Source organism: Pleomorphomonas sp. PLEO, assembly GCF_041320595.1.
Lineage (GTDB): Bacteria > Pseudomonadota > Alphaproteobacteria > Rhizobiales > Pleomorphomonadaceae > Pleomorphomonas.
In genome coordinates, this window is sequence record NZ_CP166625.1 from 184,365 (window position 1) to 200,205 (window position 15,841).

The 15,841-nt window shown below is 60.3% G+C and carries 13 protein-coding genes; 5 read left to right on the top strand and 8 right to left on the bottom strand.

The genetic code is table 11. The features are described 5' to 3' along the window. Positions 1–28: 28 nt before the first annotated feature. The 8 genes from AB6N07_RS00775 to AB6N07_RS00810 form a co-directional block, all read right to left on the bottom strand. Positions 29–706, bottom strand: a complete 678-nt coding sequence (locus AB6N07_RS00775; protein WP_370675933.1) for a DUF2161 domain-containing phosphodiesterase — start codon at positions 704–706, stop codon at positions 29–31. A gap of 74 nt (positions 707–780) precedes the next feature. Further along, positions 781–1,545, bottom strand: coding sequence for an ABC transporter ATP-binding protein (locus AB6N07_RS00780; RefSeq protein WP_370675934.1), 765 nt, complete (start codon positions 1,543–1,545; stop codon positions 781–783). Next, positions 1,533–2,366, bottom strand: a complete 834-nt coding sequence (locus AB6N07_RS00785) for an ABC transporter ATP-binding protein (RefSeq protein WP_370675935.1) — start codon at positions 2,364–2,366, stop codon at positions 1,533–1,535. Before AB6N07_RS00785 ends, AB6N07_RS00780 begins: the two co-directional genes overlap by 13 nt. Continuing rightward, the gene (locus tag AB6N07_RS00790; RefSeq protein ID WP_370675936.1) at positions 2,363–3,295 is read right to left on the bottom strand and encodes an ABC transporter permease; all 933 of its coding nucleotides are present in this window, start codon (positions 3,293–3,295) and stop codon (positions 2,363–2,365) included. Before AB6N07_RS00790 ends, AB6N07_RS00785 begins: the two co-directional genes overlap by 4 nt. Beyond that, positions 3,295–4,353, bottom strand: coding sequence for an ABC transporter permease (locus tag AB6N07_RS00795; protein WP_370675937.1), 1,059 nt, complete (start codon positions 4,351–4,353; stop codon positions 3,295–3,297). Before AB6N07_RS00795 ends, AB6N07_RS00790 begins: the two co-directional genes overlap by 1 nt. 6 nt (positions 4,354–4,359) lie before the next feature. Continuing rightward, complete coding sequence (locus AB6N07_RS00800; RefSeq protein WP_370675938.1) at positions 4,360–6,003, bottom strand: ABC transporter substrate-binding protein; 1,644 nt, start codon at positions 6,001–6,003, stop codon at positions 4,360–4,362. A gap of 87 nt (positions 6,004–6,090) precedes the next feature. After that, positions 6,091–7,725 carry an ABC transporter substrate-binding protein gene (locus AB6N07_RS00805; RefSeq protein WP_370678165.1) on the bottom strand — a complete coding sequence of 545 codons (1,635 nt, stop codon included), beginning with the start codon at positions 7,723–7,725 and terminating at the stop codon, positions 6,091–6,093. Positions 7,726–7,996: 271 nt separating this feature from the next. Further along, entirely contained in the window at positions 7,997–8,815 is an 819-nt protein-coding gene (locus tag AB6N07_RS00810) for a pyridoxal phosphatase (protein ID WP_370675939.1), read from the bottom strand. Positions 8,816–9,063: 248 nt separating this feature from the next. Between AB6N07_RS00810 and AB6N07_RS00815 the strand changes: the two genes are divergently transcribed. From AB6N07_RS00815 to AB6N07_RS00835, 5 genes are all read left to right on the top strand, one after another. Next, on the top strand, positions 9,064–9,999 hold the full coding sequence (locus AB6N07_RS00815) for an ArsR/SmtB family transcription factor (protein ID WP_370675940.1): 936 nt from the start codon (positions 9,064–9,066) through the stop codon (positions 9,997–9,999). 267 nt (positions 10,000–10,266) lie between these two features. After that, on the top strand, positions 10,267–11,775 hold the full coding sequence (locus AB6N07_RS00820) for an alpha-N-arabinofuranosidase (RefSeq protein WP_370675941.1): 1,509 nt from the start codon (positions 10,267–10,269) through the stop codon (positions 11,773–11,775). Between the two features lie 175 nt (positions 11,776–11,950). Continuing rightward, positions 11,951–13,843: an ABC transporter substrate-binding protein gene (locus AB6N07_RS00825; protein WP_370675942.1), complete on the top strand. Its 1,893-nt coding sequence runs from the start codon at positions 11,951–11,953 to the stop codon at positions 13,841–13,843. A gap of 131 nt (positions 13,844–13,974) precedes the next feature. Continuing rightward, the gene (locus AB6N07_RS00830) at positions 13,975–14,979 is read left to right on the top strand and encodes an ABC transporter permease (RefSeq protein WP_370675943.1); all 1,005 of its coding nucleotides are present in this window, start codon (positions 13,975–13,977) and stop codon (positions 14,977–14,979) included. A 4-nt stretch (positions 14,980–14,983) separates the two neighbouring features. Then, the gene (locus AB6N07_RS00835) at positions 14,984–15,841 is read left to right on the top strand and encodes an ABC transporter permease (RefSeq protein ID WP_370675944.1); all 858 of its coding nucleotides are present in this window, start codon (positions 14,984–14,986) and stop codon (positions 15,839–15,841) included.

Here is a 15,841-nt window from a genome sequence, read left to right on the forward strand (position 1 = left end):
GACTTGGCGTCACACGATGATGTGAGCGTCACGCGGCGGCCGGCTCTTCAGCCGGCAGATAGTCCGTCCAGGTGATCAGCGCGGCGCGACCGCGATCGGTCAGTCGGTAGATGCCGCGCTCCACCCGTTCGAACCAGCCATAGACGTCGGCTTGCAGAATCTTCGCTGCATCGGGAGCAACTGGCTTGAGATCGCGCGGACGCAGCGGTCCGTCACGCAATGTATGGGCAACGACCAGCGCCTGCTGGCGGTAAGCCGTCATCTGCGGCAGCCGCGTCGAGCCGCCGAGGATCGGATCTCCTCGCCGGCGGCGGAATTCCTCCACGATGCGCGAACGACGGCGAGCATCGCGACGCGGTTTCCAGGGCGCCGGCTCGACGATGACCTCGATCAGCCCGGTAGGCGTTACGGCGATCAAGCCGAAGCCGAGAAAACGGCAGAGTTTTTTGACGCGCGGATCACCCTCGCGGCCACGCCCGCGCTTTGAGGCGGCAACGGCGAGCCATACCTCATCGGCCGCCGCCGTGCGGTCAACCGCCTGCAGCACCAGCTCCAGCGTAAAGGCGCGTTTGAGTTCGCCGATCACGACGAGTTCGGGCTCGCCATCCGACAGACCGACGAGATCGCAGCCCTTCACCTCGCCCTTGACGGTCAGGCCGAGGCTTTCGAGGTGGCGCTTGACGGGCAAATAGAGGTCGGTTTCCACGGGGAGGACATTCCGATCGGGGCGACTCAATAATGGTAAAGCCTCGCCCGCGACCGGTAAAGAAAGCGTGGGCTTCAGCCGGGCACTGCCTCGCGCGAAAAGCCTTTGCTCGCCACCATCAACCGCCGGGTATAATCGGACACGACCCGGTTACCGGCAAGATCGGCGGCCGCCAGCGTCTCCACCACTTCGCCGCCTTTCATCACCGCGAGACGGCTGCACATGTGGGTGACCACGCCCAGATCATGGCTGACCATGACATAGGTGAGGCCGTGGCGGCCGCGCACGTCCTCCAACAAATTCAGCACCTCGGCCTGCACTGAAGCATCGAGCGCCGAGGTCGGCTCGTCGAGCAACAGGATTTCGGGTTCGACGATCAGGGCGCGGGCGATGGCAACACGCTGCCGTTGGCCGCCCGAGAGCTGATGGGGATAGCGGAAGCGGAAAGACGGGCCGAGGCCGACCTCGTCGAGTGCCTTGAGGATCCGTCGTTCACCCTCGCCGATACCGTGAATGGCCAACGGCTCCAAGAGCTGCCGATCGACGGTCTGGCGCGGATGCAGCGAGGCGTAGGGATCCTGGAATACCATCTGCACGGCGCGGCGGAAGGCGCGGCTGCGCCGGATACCGGACAACTTTTCGCCGTTCACCTCAATGGTGCCACCGCTGACCGGCGCCAGGCCGGCCACTGCGCGCAGCAACGTCGACTTGCCCGAGCCGCTCTCGCCGACGAGGCCGAAGGATTCGCCCTTGTCGACGGCGATGCTTACCGACTTCAGCGCCTGGAAGCCGTCGAAGGTCACAGACAGGTTTTCAATGCGGATGCTCACGCCGCCCACTCCTTCCGTCGTTCGAGCACGGGCAGCGGATGCCGGCTCTCACCGATCTTGGGCGTGCAGTCGAGAAGGCCGCGCGTATAGGGATGCGTCGCTTTGCTGAGATCGGCCGTGGCGAGTTCTTCAACGATGCGGCCGGCGTACATCACCAGCACCCGGTCGCAGAAAGACGAGACGAGACGCAGGTCATGGCTGATGAAGATGAGGCCCATGCCGTTGTCCCGCACCAGACGATCGAGGATACCGAGCACCTCGAGCTGGACGGTAACATCAAGCGCCGAGGTGGGCTCGTCGGCGATGAGCAATTCCGGACCGCAGACCAGCATCATGGCGATCATCGCCCGCTGGCCCATACCGCCCGACACCTCATAGGGATAGAGGCCGAACACCCGCTCGGGATCGGTGATCTGCACCGCCTCCAGCATCTCGAGGGCGCGACGCCGCGCCTCGCGCTTGGTGACATTCTCGTGGCGACGCAGCGTCTCGGTGATCTGGCGACCGATGGTCATCACCGGGTTGAGCGAAAACTTGGGGTCCTGAAGGATCATCGCCATGCGGCTGCCGCGCATGTCACGCCACGTGGCGGAGCCCGTTTTGAGGAGATCGACGCCGGAAAATGACAGTGCGTCGGCTCGGACGATGCCAGGTGGCGGCGTCAGACCCATGATGGCACGGCCAGTCTGCGACTTGCCTGAGCCACTCTCACCAACAATGCCGAGCCGCTCGCGGCCAAGCTCGAAAGAGATGCCGCGCACGGCTTCAACGACGCCGGTACGGGTGGGATAGGTGACCGACAGGTTGCTAACGGTAAGGAGCGGCTTCATCGGCCAGACTCCCTGGGGTCCAGAGCGTCGCGCAAGCCGTCGCCGAGAAGATTGAATCCAAGACTGACGACCAGGATGGCAAGGCCGGGCATGGTTGCGACCCACCACTGATCGAGGATGAAACGGCGGCCCGAAGCAATCATCGTTCCCCACTCCGGCATTGGCGGCTGGGCGCCAAGGCCGAGGAAGCCGAGGCCGGCCGCCGTCAGGATGATGCCGGCCATGTCGAGCGTGACGCGGACGATCAGCGAGGAGAGGCACATCGGCATGATGTGGCGGACAACGATGCGGGTCGGTGAAGCACCCATCAGGCGAACGGCGGCGATATAGTCGGAATTTCGCACACCCAGCGTCTCGGCTCGGGCGAGACGAGCGTAGGGCGGCCAAGAGGTGAGCGCGATGGCAATGATCGCGTTCTCGATGCCCGGGCCCAGTGCCGCCACGAAGGCCAGCGCCAGGATCAGCTTCGGGAAGGCGAGAAAAATGTCGGTGATGCGCATCAGCACCGCATCGATATAGCCGCCGGCAAAGCCCGCGACGGTGCCGATCAACAGGCCGACCGGCGCGGCGATAATGGCCACCAGCGCCACCACGGCGAGGGTGATGCGCGAGCCGACGATCAGGCGGGACAAGATGTCGCGGCCCTGATCGTCACTGCCGAGCAAGAAGCCGGGCGAGCCCGGCGGCAACAGACGGGCGCCGGCAAGGTTGCCGACCGTGGCCGAATGAGGCGCCACAAGATCGGCAAAGATGGCGATGAACACCAGCGCCAGAATGATCACGAGGCCAGTGACCGCGAGGCGGTTTTCGGAGAAGCGCCGCCAGGTGACATAGGCGCGGCCGAGCCGGGCCTGGTGGCGGGAGTGCGGCTCGGCGGTGAGCAGCCAGTCACGCCAGCTTTCGGGTGCGGAGGGCGAGGAGTCGGTCATCACATGCGCGTCCTCGGATCGAGCAGCCGATAGAGAAGGTCGGAGAACAGATTGATGGCAATGAACACCGAGCCGATCATGATGGTGCCGCCGAGCACGGCGTTCATGTCGGCATTCTGCAGCGAGTTGGTGATGTAGAGGCCGATGCCGGGCCAGGAGAACACCGTCTCGGTCAGGACCGACCCTTCAAGGAGGCCGGCGTAGGACAGCGCAATGACGGTGACGAGGGGGACGGCGGCGTTGCGGAGCGCGTGGAACCAGACGATCCGACGCTCGCTGAGGCCCTTGGCGCGGGCAGCGACGATGTATTCCTGGCCCAGCTCGTTCAGCATGAAGGAGCGTGTCATGCGGCTGATGTAGGCGAGCGAGAAATAGCCGAGCAACGAACCGGGAAGAATGATGTGGCGGAAGGCGTCCCAGAGGATATCCCATTGCCGCGTCCAGGCGGCGTCGACGAGATAGAGGCCGGTGATCGGCGTGAACGTATATTCGTAGGCGACGTCGAGGCGGCCAGGATAGGCCACCCACTTGAGACGCGCGTAGAATAACAACAGCGACAGCAATCCTAGCCAGAAGATCGGCACCGAATAGCCGATAAGGCCAACGATGCGGACGATCTGGTCGACGAAAGAGCCGCGCCGGACAGCGGCGATGACGCCGAGCGGCACGCCCAGGCCGGCACCGATCAGCGTACCGACGGTGGCAAGCTCCAGCGTCGCCGGAAACACCCTGAGAATGTCGTCAAACACCGGATTGGTCGTCAGCACCGAGACGCCAAAGTCACCTGTCAATGCCTGCCGCAGGTAGATGAAGAACTGCTCCCAGAGCGGCAGGTTGAACCCCATCTGCTCGCGGACGCGCTCGACGACGGCCGCCGGCGCGCGATCGCCGACGATTGCCAGCACTGGATCGATCGGCACCACACGTCCGATGAAGAAGGTGACGGCGAGGAGGCCGAGGAAGGTGGTCGCCAACATGATGGCAAACCGACCGAAATTAACCGCCAGACGGCGGCTACGCCGTCGTCGGGCCGGCTTCGAGGCTTCGATCGCCGTCATCGTCCATCAGTCCTTCGAGATGGGGAAGACATAGTTGGTGTCGAAGCTGGGACCGAGCTTGAAGTCCTTCACCTTGGACAAATAACCGGCAACCTCAATCTGCTGGTAGATGAAGGCATAGGGGCCGGTATCGATGACTTTGCGCTCCAGCTCCTGATACATGGCGGCGCGCTTGGCGGCATCCTTTTCGAGCAGGGCGGCGTGGGTCACTTCATTGAGTTCGCCCGGATCCCAGGCGTTGCGCCAAGCGAGGGTCTTGTTCTTGCTGGCGTCCGAGTTGTCGGCGTTGACGGTGAAGGTCTCGGCATTGGAATTGGGGTCGAAATAGTCCGAACCCCATTGGCTGAAGCACATGTCGTGCTGCCGAGCCCGGCACTTGGTCAGCACCTGCTTGCCGTCGCCGGCGATCAGCTCCAGCTTGATGCCGGCCTGGGCAAAGGTCTGCTGCAGGCTTTCGGCAATGCCGGATACCGGCTGCGTATTGCGCACGTCGAGCGTCACGGTAAAGCCATCGGGCAGACCGGCCTCGGCGAGCAAGGCCTTGGCTTTGCCAACGTCCAGCGAAAACGGCTTGTCTTCCAGGGCGCCGAGCTGGCCGGAGGGCAGGAAGGTTTGGTGAACTTGGCCAATCCCCTTGATCAGGGTCGAGGCGATGGCGTCGTAGTCGACCAGATACTTGATGGCCTGTCGAACCTGCGGCTTGGCCAGATACTGGTTCTTCTGGTTGAGGCCGAGCAGGAACAGCGTGCCCTTCGGCGCCGAAGTGACGGCATAGCCTTCCTTGGCGGCGATGGCATCGGCGTCGCCAGGCTCAAGGTTACGGGCGATATCGATATCGCCGTTCTCAAGGGCTAGCCGCTGGCCGGAGCTTTCCTTCATGTGGCGATAGATGACGCGCTTCAGCGCGGCCTGATGGATAGTCGCATTGTCATTGCGCTCCAGTACCAGCGCCTCGTTGGCCTTCCAGACGACCAGCTTAAACGGACCGGAGCCGGCGTAGGCCGACTTCAGCCAATCGTTGCCGAAGTCGTTGTCATACTTGAACTCGTCGCTCGGCGTCACCGGCTTGACGTGCTGCAGTACCACCTCCTTGTCGATCACCGAGGCGGTCATCGACGTCAGGACATTGAGCACGAAGCTTGGCGCGTAGGCCTTGTCGACGGTGAGCTGGAAGGTCAGCGGATCGAGCGCCTTCGCCTTTTCCGCGACATTGTCGCCGGTGATGCCGAACTGGGTGATCAGGAAGCCGGGAGCCTTGTCGAGCTTGACCACCCGTTCGAAGGAATAGGCAACGTCGGCAGCGGTAATCGGATTGCCGGAGGCGAATTTCAGCCCGGGCTTGAGCTTGAATGTATAGGTCAGACTGTCATCCGATATCGTCCAGCTGTCCGCCAGCTCGCCAACGATCTTCGAAGTGTCCTGGAGATCGAGATTGACCAGCTTGTTGTAGCTGTTGGCGATGAACTCGGCGGCCGAAAATTCGAAGGCCTCCGCCGGATCGAGGGTCATCAGATCGTCAATGGCAAAGCCCTCGACCAGGGTGTCGGCGGGCGTTGCGGCATAAGTCGGAGCGCCGAAGGTCATCATTGCAGCCAGTGCGACACCGGCGGAGAATTCGCGGAAGGCTTGGGCCCGAAGCGGCGCTTTCATTTCCAGATACTCGTGCTTTTGGTTGTTTCAAAAAAGAGACTCACGCCGCTCGCCATAGAGGCGAGCGGCGTGAGCAACATCAGGTGGTCATTTCGAAATGGAAGCGACCAGGTTGGTGTCGTAGGACGGACCGAGCTTGAAGCCCTGCAGTTTGGCTGAATAGGCTGCCACCTCGATCTGCTGGAAGATCACGACGAACGGGCCGCTTTCCAGCACCTTCCGCTGTAGATCCTCGTAGATGGCAGCGCGCTTGGCCGTATCCTTTTCGAGCAGCGCCGCCTTGGTTTTGGCATCGAGCTCCTTCGGATCCCAAGCGTTACGCCAGGCGAGCGTCTTGGTCTTGCCCTCGTCGGAATTGTCCGGGTTGGAGGTAAACGTGTCGGCATTGGAGTTGGGATCGAAATAGTCCGAGCCCCACTGGCCAATATACATGTCTTGCTGACGGGCGCGGTATTTGGTCAGGGTCTGCTTGCCGTCGCCCGGGATGATTTCGAGTTTGACACCCGCCTGCCCCAGCGTCTGCTGGAAGCTCTCGGCGATGCCGGTCACCGGCTCGGTGTTGCGGGTGTCCATGGTGACGGTGAAACCATCACCAAGGCCGGCCTTGGCGAGCAGCTCCTTGGCTTTCGCGACGTCGAACTTGTAGGGATTGTCGTTGATGGCGCCCAACTGGCCCTTCGGCAAGAAGGACTGGTGGATCTCGCCTATGCCCTTGATCAGGGTCGCGCCAATGGCATCGTAGTCGACCAGATACTTGAAAGCCTGGATGACCTCTGGCTTGGCGAGGTTGGGGTTCTTCTGGTTGAGCGAGATATAGTAGACAGTGCCCTTTGGCGCCGAAATGGTGGCGAGGTCCTTATTGGCCGTCGCCGCGCCGAGATCACCCGGCTCAAGGTTGCGGGCGATGTCGATGTCGCCGTTCTCAAGCGCCAGGCGTTGGCCGGAACTTTCCTTCATATGACGATAGATCACGCGCTTCAGCTTGGCCGGCTCGCCAAAATAGTTGTCGTTGCGCTCAAGAACGACTGCCTCGTTGGCCTTCCAGGTCACGATTTTGAAAGGCCCGGAGCCAGCCGAATTGGTCTTCAGCCAATCATTTCCGAAATCGGTGTCCCATTTGTACTCAGTGGACGGGGTCACCGCCTTGGCGTGCTCCATGACCAGCTTCTTGTCGAGCACCGAACCGGCCGTCGACGAAAGCACGTTGAGCACGAAGGAGGTCGCATATGGCTTGTCGACGGTGAAGGAGACGGTGAGCGGATCGATCGCCTTGACCTTCTCCGTCACATTATCGCCGGTGAAGCCAAACTGACCGAACAGGAAAGCCGGACTCTTGTCCATCTTGATCAGGCGCTCGGCCGAGAAGGCGACATCGTCGGCGGTCACTGGATTGCCGGAGGCAAACTTCAGTCCGGGCTTCAGCTTGAACGTATAGGTGAGGCCATCATCTGAGACGGTCCAGCTGTCGGCCAGATCGCCCTTTACCTTTGTCGTGTCGTCGAGATCGAGGCGGACGAGCAGCGAATAGCTGTTGGCAGTGACCTCGGCCGTCGACAGCTCGAAAGCCTCGCCTGGGTCGAGAGTAATGATGTCGTCGATGGCGAAGCCCTCGACGAGCGTGTCGGCCGGCGTGGCAGCAAAAGCCGGGCCGGTGCAGGCCACGACAGCCGCCAACGCAGCGCTGGCCGACAAATATCGAAGATGCTTCACCAGAATTGGCATGGTCATTTATGGATTCCCCTTTTCATTTACCCGGTGGTTTCTCCACCTTTGGTCGTTCGGCGCCGTCGCACTATGGGGCGATGGAGCCTTTCGCCTGTTTACCATATCCTCGACGGCGCCTGAGCGCGAGTGTCGGCTGACGTCGCCAGCGAGGTAACCGGTCGTCGTGAGGGACCGGAGGCGTTGTTTCTGAAGGGAAAGTCGTAATGGCTCGCCGAAGGGTGGTCAATAGGCAGGCATGCTCAATACTCACGCACCGGCGAGCGGATAGTTAGGCAAGCAGGCTCTCGATGCGTTCGGCGATGGCATCAGTGTCGTTGCCACCGATGACCTCACCGACCTTGGCTTTGACACCGTCGGGGGCATTGCCCATGGCGATGCCAAGGCCAACGCTGGTCAGCATGCCCAAATCGTTGAAGTTATCGCCGAAAGCGACAATCTCCGAGGGAGCAATCCCGCGTCCCTCGGCCCAGGACAGAAGGCGGCTGCCCTTACTGCGGCCAGCCGGCATGACGTCGATACGATCATGCCAGGAGTATTCGGCGCTATAAGCGGGCATGGCCTCCGCGGCCGCGTACCATGCGGCGAGGCGACCGGCGTCGGAATGGGTGACGACGAACTTCCAGACATTGGGAGCGGCGTCCAGCACCACCTCCACCGAGGCGACCTGCCGGAGCTCAGGCTTCGGCCGGGTGGACAGACCATCGATCCACGCACCAAGCTTTTGAAGGTGGGGCGTCAGCACCTCGTAGAGCATGACGTCGTCGAGGTAGACCAGCATATCGACGCCGTGCTGGCGGCAGGAGGCAACGAGGCGCCGGGCATCGCCGTGATCAAAAGGCTCGCCGCTCAGAACGCGCCCAGCCAAAAAATCATAGACATAGGTGCCGTTACAGCAGATGGCTGGACCGGATAGCCCAAGCTCCTCGTAATAGGGCCGGGTAACCGAGTGGTGCCGGCCGGTCACCAGCGTGACCTCAAGACCGCGCGCCCTGGCGAAATCCAGCGCGGCGATGGTGCGCGGGCGGATGCGCCCTTCTGGATCGAGAATCGTTCCATCAAGGTCGAGGGCGATCATCCGAAAGGGCATGTCTCTCTCCGGTCACACCGGGTGGCCAATGGCCCACCCGCGTCAACACGTCACGCAATACAGGCTTTTGCTCGCCGACCTAACCCAAGGATCAGGCCCTGTCGATCCGTAATCGCGTCACAACGAGCCAGCGCTCCAACCGCCCCGTCCGTATCCACTCAAGAGTATGCCATATATCGTTTATCCATGGACCCTATCAACATTTATGATATGAATATGCAAACGCATCACCGCCTTGAGTACCTCCGTTGAACCGAAACTTCCTCACGCTGAACGCCGCCGACAGCTACGCCGCGCTCAAAGGCATATCCTCAGCCACCCGCCTGGACATTCTGCGCCTGCTGCACGCCAAAGGGCCCATGAATGTGAATGAAGTCAGCGCCGCGCTGTCGTTGCCACAATCAACCGTCGCCACGTCGGTGCAGGCCTTGGAAGAGGCCGAACTGATCGACACTAAGACGGTGAAGGCCAAGAAGGGGCATCAAAAGATCTGCTCGGCGCGCTACGACGAAATCATTATCCGTTTTGATGATGCGGGCGCGTTGCCGCGCGATGAGACGATCGAAGTGTCGATGCCGATCGGCCTCTACACCAGCTGCGATGTGCGCGCGCCCTGCGGTCTCTGCTCGGGCGAAGGCGTCATCGGCCTCCTCGACGTACCCAATTTCTTTCTCGATCCCAACCGCATGCAGGCGGGACTCCTTTGGTTCGGGCGCGGCTATGTCGAATATAAATTCCCTAATAATGCCAAGATATTGAATGAGGAAATCAGCGCTGTCGAGTTCTCGATGGAGCTGTCATCCGAGGTTCCGGGAACCAACACGAACTGGCCGTCGGACATTACGCTTTGGATCAACAATGTCGATGTCGGCACCTGGACCTCACCAGGCGACTATGGCGACAAACGAGGGGTCTACACACCGCGATGGTGGAAGCTCGAGGGGTCGCAATATGGCAAGCTCAAGACCTGGACCGTCTCAAAAAATGGTACATTCATTGACGGTATCAAAATTTCCGATGTGAAACTGGCGGACTTGGATCTCGACAACCACCATTCAATCCGGATGCGGATAGGCATTGCCGAACAAGCAAAACGTCCAGGTGGCATCAATATATTTGGACGAGGATTCGGTAATTACGACCAAGATATCATTATGCGCCTATACAGACCGAATGAATCCTAATTTCATATTTAAAATATAATGTATTATTTTTTAAATAACTCGATTTTTTCTCCAATTTTGGCGAGATTGCCATCCATATTTATTTTTAATAACTTTCAATCCGTCATTTTATCGAAGGATATTCTATATTTGATCGAGGGAAAAACTCCCGCATCCGCCTTTCGGCGACCTCTGCTTTGTACCGTTGACACACTATTAGGTACGCACCATAATCTTCGTTATATATCATATCATCAGATATAAACGGAAACGTGCAGCGAGGCCACCGTGAAAGCGAACGTGACGATCCACAGGGATTTCACCATTTCTCCTGTCGATGACCGGCTCTACAGCTCTTTCCTGGAACACCTGGGGCGGGCCATCTACACCGGCATTTATGAGCCCGGCCATCCCACCGCGGACGCCGACGGTTTTCGAGGCGATGTCATCGAACTGGTTCGCGCGCTCAACACACCTTACGTCCGTTACCCCGGCGGCAATTTCGTCTCGGCCTATAATTGGGAAGATGGCATCGGGCCACGGGGCGAACGCCCGACGCGCCTCGACCTCGCTTGGCGCACCCGTGACAACAACCATATCGGCGTCAACGAATTCATCGACTGGTGCAAAAAGGCCAATACCAAGCCGATGCTGGCCGTCAACCTCGGTTCGCGTGGGCTCGACGCAGCGCGCAACTTCATCGAATACTGCAACCACCCAGGCGGCTCTTACTGGAGCGACCTGCGCCGCCAGCACGGCTGGAAGGATCCGCATAACGTCAAGCTCTGGTGTCTCGGCAACGAGATGGATGGCCCCTGGCAGGTTGGCCACAAGTCGGCGGACGAATATGGCAGGCTCGCCAACGAGACAGCCAAGGCAATGCGCCTGTTCGACAAGTCCCTGGAACTGGTCGTTTGCGGGTCTTCCAGCGCCGACATGCCGACCTTCCCGGACTGGGAGGCGACCGTTCTCGACCACACCTATGACGTGATCGACCACCTGTCGCTGCACATGTATTTCGCCAACAAAGAGCATGACACACTGAGCTATCTCGCCAAGTCCGAGAAGCTCGACCGCTATATCACCTCGGTCGCCGGCGTTATCGACTATATCAAGGCGAAGAAGCGGTCCAAGAAGGACGTCACGATCTCCTTCGACGAGTGGAACGTCTGGTACCACAGCCGCGAAGAGGACAAGAAAATCCTGGAAGGCGACGATTGGCCGGACGCGCCGCACCTTCTGGAGGACATTTACAACTTCGAGGATGTGCTGCAGGTCGGCGGCGTCCTCAACACCTTCATCCGCCGCGCCGACCGGGTGAAGATCGCCTGCATCGCCCAACTGGTCAACGTCATCGCGCCGATCATGACCGAGACGGGTGGCCCGGCCTGGAAGCAGACCATCTATTATCCGTTCCTGTTCGCTTCGCTTTACGGTCGTGGCACCTCGCTGCGCGCGGTGGTCGACGGGCCGACCTATGACGCCGACATCGCTGACGATGTGCCGTATCTCGACGTCTCGGTGGTTCGGTCAACAGCCGAGAGCGCCCTCACCTTCTTCGTGGTGAACCGCCACCTTACCGAAACACTCGACTTGGCGGCGGCGCTCAATGGTTTCCCAACAGCGCGTGTCATCGAGCATATTCAGATGACGCACCCCGATCTCAGGGCCGTCAACTCAGCCGCCCACCCCGACAATGTGGTGCCCAAGACGGTCGGAGGTACGAGTGTCGAGGAGGGCACGCTCCGCGGCAAGCTGCCGCCGCTGTCCTACAACGTCATACGTCTTTCGGTTTGAACCGGCCGGTCGCTTTGGGAGGAAAAGAGGCTGGCCATGGTCTTCAAATTCGGCGTTGCCGCTCGCTCGCCGGACAACTGAAGGAGGGTATCGGAATCCCATAGGTCTGGAGGACACGGCATGCCGCCCATCTGGCGTGCCGTGCAACGTGGACACTCTTGAGGGAGGATACGTGATGAAACTTTGGAGAAAGTTTCTTGCTGGAGCCGCGCTTGCGGTTTTGGCGAGTACAGCGCAGGCGCAGGATATTTCGAACCTGCCGCGCAAGGAAACCGTGATCATTGAAAACCCGGAAGGAACAGTCAAAAACCCCGGCTGGTTCAATATCTGGGTGAACGGCGGCGGCGGTCTGTCGACAGGCCTGCAACAGCTGACGATGGATACCCTTTGGTACATCGACCCTGATCAGGGCATCAACGGCGCTTGGTACAACTCACTTGCAGCCGACAAGCCGATATACAATGCCGACTTCACCGAAATGACGGTGAAACTCAGGAAAGGCATGTACTGGAGCGATGGGGTCGAGTTCACCGCCGATGACCTCGTTTATACCGTGCAGACGAATATCGATCATCCGGGCATGTTATCGAGCGCGCTCTTGTCCGTCAGCGTCGACAGTGTCAAGGCCACCGATCCCTATACCGTCGTCTTCAAGCTGAAGAAGCCGAACTCACGCTTCCACGCCCTGTTCACGGTGCGCTGGAACGCCATCTGGGTCATGCCCAAGCACGTTTTCGAGAAGGTGGCAGACCCGGTCAAGTTCGACTTTGCCAATCCGATCTCGATCAGCGCCTACAAGCTCAAGAACTACGACCCGCAAGGCAAATGGTACATCTGGGAGAAGCGCGACGACTGGCAGCGTACCCCGCTCGGTCTGCTTGGCGAGCCTGGTCCGAAATATGCCGCCTATGTCGATGGCGGACCGCCGGACAAAAAGACCATTGCCCAATTGAAGCATGAGCTCGACATCATCCACGACAACACGCCGGAAGGTATGTTTACGCTTGTGGATCAGTCGAAATCGCTCGCCACCTGGTTCAAGGGCTTCCCCTACGCCCACCCCGATCCGACCCTGCCGGCCGTGATCTTCAACACGCAGAAGGCCCCCTTCGACAAGGCGGATGTGCGTTGGGCGTTGGCGTTGCTGATCGACATGAAGGCCGTCGACCTCGCCAGCTATCGCGGCGCGGCAACACTGTCTGCTATTGGCGTGCCGCCCACTGGCGTCGCCATGACGACCTATCAAGCACCGATGCAAGAATGGCTCAAATCCTTCGAGCTCGATACGGGCAAGGAGAAGATCAAGCCCTACGACCCGACGATTCCGACCCAGATCGCCGACATGCTGCGCAAGCAGCCGAAGTTCAAGGACCAGATCCCGACCGATCCGACGGCCATCGCCAACCAGTTCGGTTACGGCTGGTGGAAGCCCAACCCGAAAGCGGCCGGTGAACTGCTTGAAAAGGCCGGCTTCAAAAAGGTTGGAGATCAGTGGATGCAACCGGACGGCCAGCCGTTCCGGGTTCGTCTGACCGTCGAGGGCGACAGCCGCTCGGTGTTCACCCGCGCCGGCACGCTGATTGCCCAACAATGGAAGCAGTTCGGTATCGACGCCAAGGCGCAGCCGACCACCAATCCCTGGCAGCCCATGCAGGCCGGCGACTTCGACACGGCTATTGCCTGGAGTGTCGAAACCTGGGGTGGCGATGCCGACATGTCGTTCTTCCTCGACAGTTGGCACTCGAGCTTTGTGGCCAAGCCTGGAGAAGTCCAGCCTGCGCGCAACTGGCAGCGCTGGTCGAACCCAGACCTCGACAAGATCATCGAAGGTATCCGCGGGATCAGTTTCGACGACCCCAAGGGCGTGGACTACGGCATGGACTATCTGAAGCTGGTGGTAAAGGAAATGCCCACCATTCCGATGATGTCCTACAACGTGTTCGCCTCGATGGACACGACTTACTGGACTGGCTACCCAAGCTTCCCGGATGATCCCTACACCGATCCGGTTCCGAACTGGGGCAATTCCCGGCTGATGATGATCAAGCTGAAGCCAGCGCAGCCCTGATCACGGCAGGCGCATCCTCCCTCCTCCAGATGCGCCTCTCCAAGAGACCCGTGCGGGCTTTGCGGCCCGCACGGGTCGGGTGGATCAAGATCGCCGGCTCGGCCGGCCTTGAGAATGGAGCAAGCGATCCCGTGACAGGCTACATGATTTTCGTCGCGCGCCGATTTGGCCAGTTGTTGCTGGTGGTTTTTCTAGGGATTTCGGCGACTTTCTTCATCACCCACATGACGCCGGTCGACCCGGTGGCCGAGACAATCTCGGTCATTACCAACTTCGGCAAGTCCGATCCCGAAGCCATCGATCTGATGCGCAAGACGCTGACCGAACTTTACGGGCTGCAGGGAAACGTCTTCGAACAATATGTGACCTTCTGGTCGCGGCTCATTCAAGGCGATCTCGGGCCGTCGCTGTCGGCCTTCCCGACGCCCGTTTCCCAGATCATCTTCCGCGCCCTGCCATGGACCGTCGGCTTGATGATATCGGCGACGCTGATCTCCTTCGTGCTTGGAAATGCGCTCGGCGCTCTTGCCGGCTACTACCGCAAGAGCCGGATCCTGAAGATCATCAGTCTGGGACTGATCGGCCTGCAACCGATCCCCTATTACATTCTCGCGTTCATCCTGCTCATTCTGTTCGGCTTCGTCTGGCCGATACTGCCCATCACCGGCGGCTACGAGATGAACGCCGATCTCGACCTGTCCTTTGCGCTCGTCCTCGACATCATCCGTCACTCGATCCTGCCGGCTCTGGCGTTGGTCCTGGTCGGCGCCGGATCCTGGCTGACCGGCATGCGGGCGCTCACCTCCAACATCGTCACCGAGGATTACGTGACGTTCGCGGAACTCGGCGGCGTCGGTTCAACCCGCATCTTGCGCTCTTACGTGGTGCGCAATGCCATGGTGCCGCAGCTCACCGGCCTCGCCATGTCGCTCGGCGCCATCTTCAATGGCACGGTGATCACCGAAATCGTCTTCGGCTATCCGGGTATCGGCACACTACTGATCAATGCCGTGCATGCCGGCGACTACAGCCTAGTGCTGGGGCTCGCTTCGCTGTCGATCGTCGGCGTCGCCATCGCGGTGTTCCTGATCGACATCCTCAGCCCATTGCTCGACCCACGCATCAAGGCGGAGTGAGGCCATGTTCACGATCGTTCGCGACCTCATTCGCTACAACATCGAATTCGCCATCGGCCTCGTCATTCTGCTGCTCTTGATCGGCGCCGTCGTGTTGTCCTTCTTCTCGCCCTATCCACCCTCCGACATCTACGTCGTGCCGCCGGACATGCCGCCCGACGCCGAATTCTGGTTGGGAACCACATCGCGCGGCCAGGACACTTTCTGGCAGCTGATGATCGGCCTCAGGAACACGCTCGGCTTCGGCATCGGTGTCGCCTTCCTGTCGCGCATCCTGTCACTGGTGGTTGGACTCACGGCCGGCTATGCCGGTGGCCGCACCGACCGCGTGCTGATGGCGATCAACGACTCCATCATGGTCATCCCCCAGTTCCCGATCCTGGTGCTGTTCTATTTCGTGCTGAAAGACGACATGAACTGGCTGATGCTTGTGCTGATCCTGTCGGCGCTCGGCTGGTCCTACGATGCCCGCCTCATCCGTTCTGTGGCCATGAGCCTGAGGACGCGCCCCTTTACCACCCAGAGCGTCTACTCGGGCATGAGCATGCGCAAGATCCTCGTCGAGGAGCACTTGCCCTACGTGATGCCGATCGTCTTCGCCACCACCATGAACAACATGATCTGGTCGATCGGTATGGAAATCACCCTGTCGGTGCTCGGTTTCACCGACGTCGATACCCCGACCATGGGGCAGATGATCTACTGGGCCAACTCTCACTCGGCCCTGATTTCCGGCATCTGGTGGTGGGTGGCCGCGCCGGTGGGCGCCATCGTGATCCTGTTCATCGGCCTGTTCCTGCTCTCCATGTCGATGAACGAATACATCGATCCGCGCAGTCGTCTGAACCGGATGGGGAACTGA

What these genes read in the sequence shown, in the direction of transcription:
- AB6N07_RS00785 (WP_370675935.1), bottom strand. Translation starts at nt 2,366, where the DNA reads ATGAAGCCGCTCCTTACCGTTAGCAACCTGTCGGTCACCTATCCCACC.
- AB6N07_RS00790 (WP_370675936.1), bottom strand. Translation starts at nt 3,295, where the DNA reads ATGACCGACTCCTCGCCCTCCGCACCCGAAAGCTGGCGTGACTGGCTG.
- AB6N07_RS00795 (WP_370675937.1), bottom strand. Translation starts at nt 4,353, where the DNA reads ATGACGGCGATCGAAGCCTCGAAGCCGGCCCGACGACGGCGTAGCCGC.
- AB6N07_RS00800 (WP_370675938.1), bottom strand. Translation starts at nt 6,003, where the DNA reads ATGAAAGCGCCGCTTCGGGCCCAAGCCTTCCGCGAATTCTCCGCCGGT.
- AB6N07_RS00805 (WP_370678165.1), bottom strand. Translation starts at nt 7,725, where the DNA reads ATGCCAATTCTGGTGAAGCATCTTCGATATTTGTCGGCCAGCGCTGCG.
- AB6N07_RS00810 (WP_370675939.1), bottom strand. Translation starts at nt 8,815, where the DNA reads ATGCCCTTTCGGATGATCGCCCTCGACCTTGATGGAACGATTCTCGAT.
- AB6N07_RS00825 (WP_370675942.1), top strand. Translation starts at nt 11,951, where the DNA reads ATGAAACTTTGGAGAAAGTTTCTTGCTGGAGCCGCGCTTGCGGTTTTG.
- AB6N07_RS00835 (WP_370675944.1), top strand. Translation starts at nt 14,984, where the DNA reads ATGTTCACGATCGTTCGCGACCTCATTCGCTACAACATCGAATTCGCC.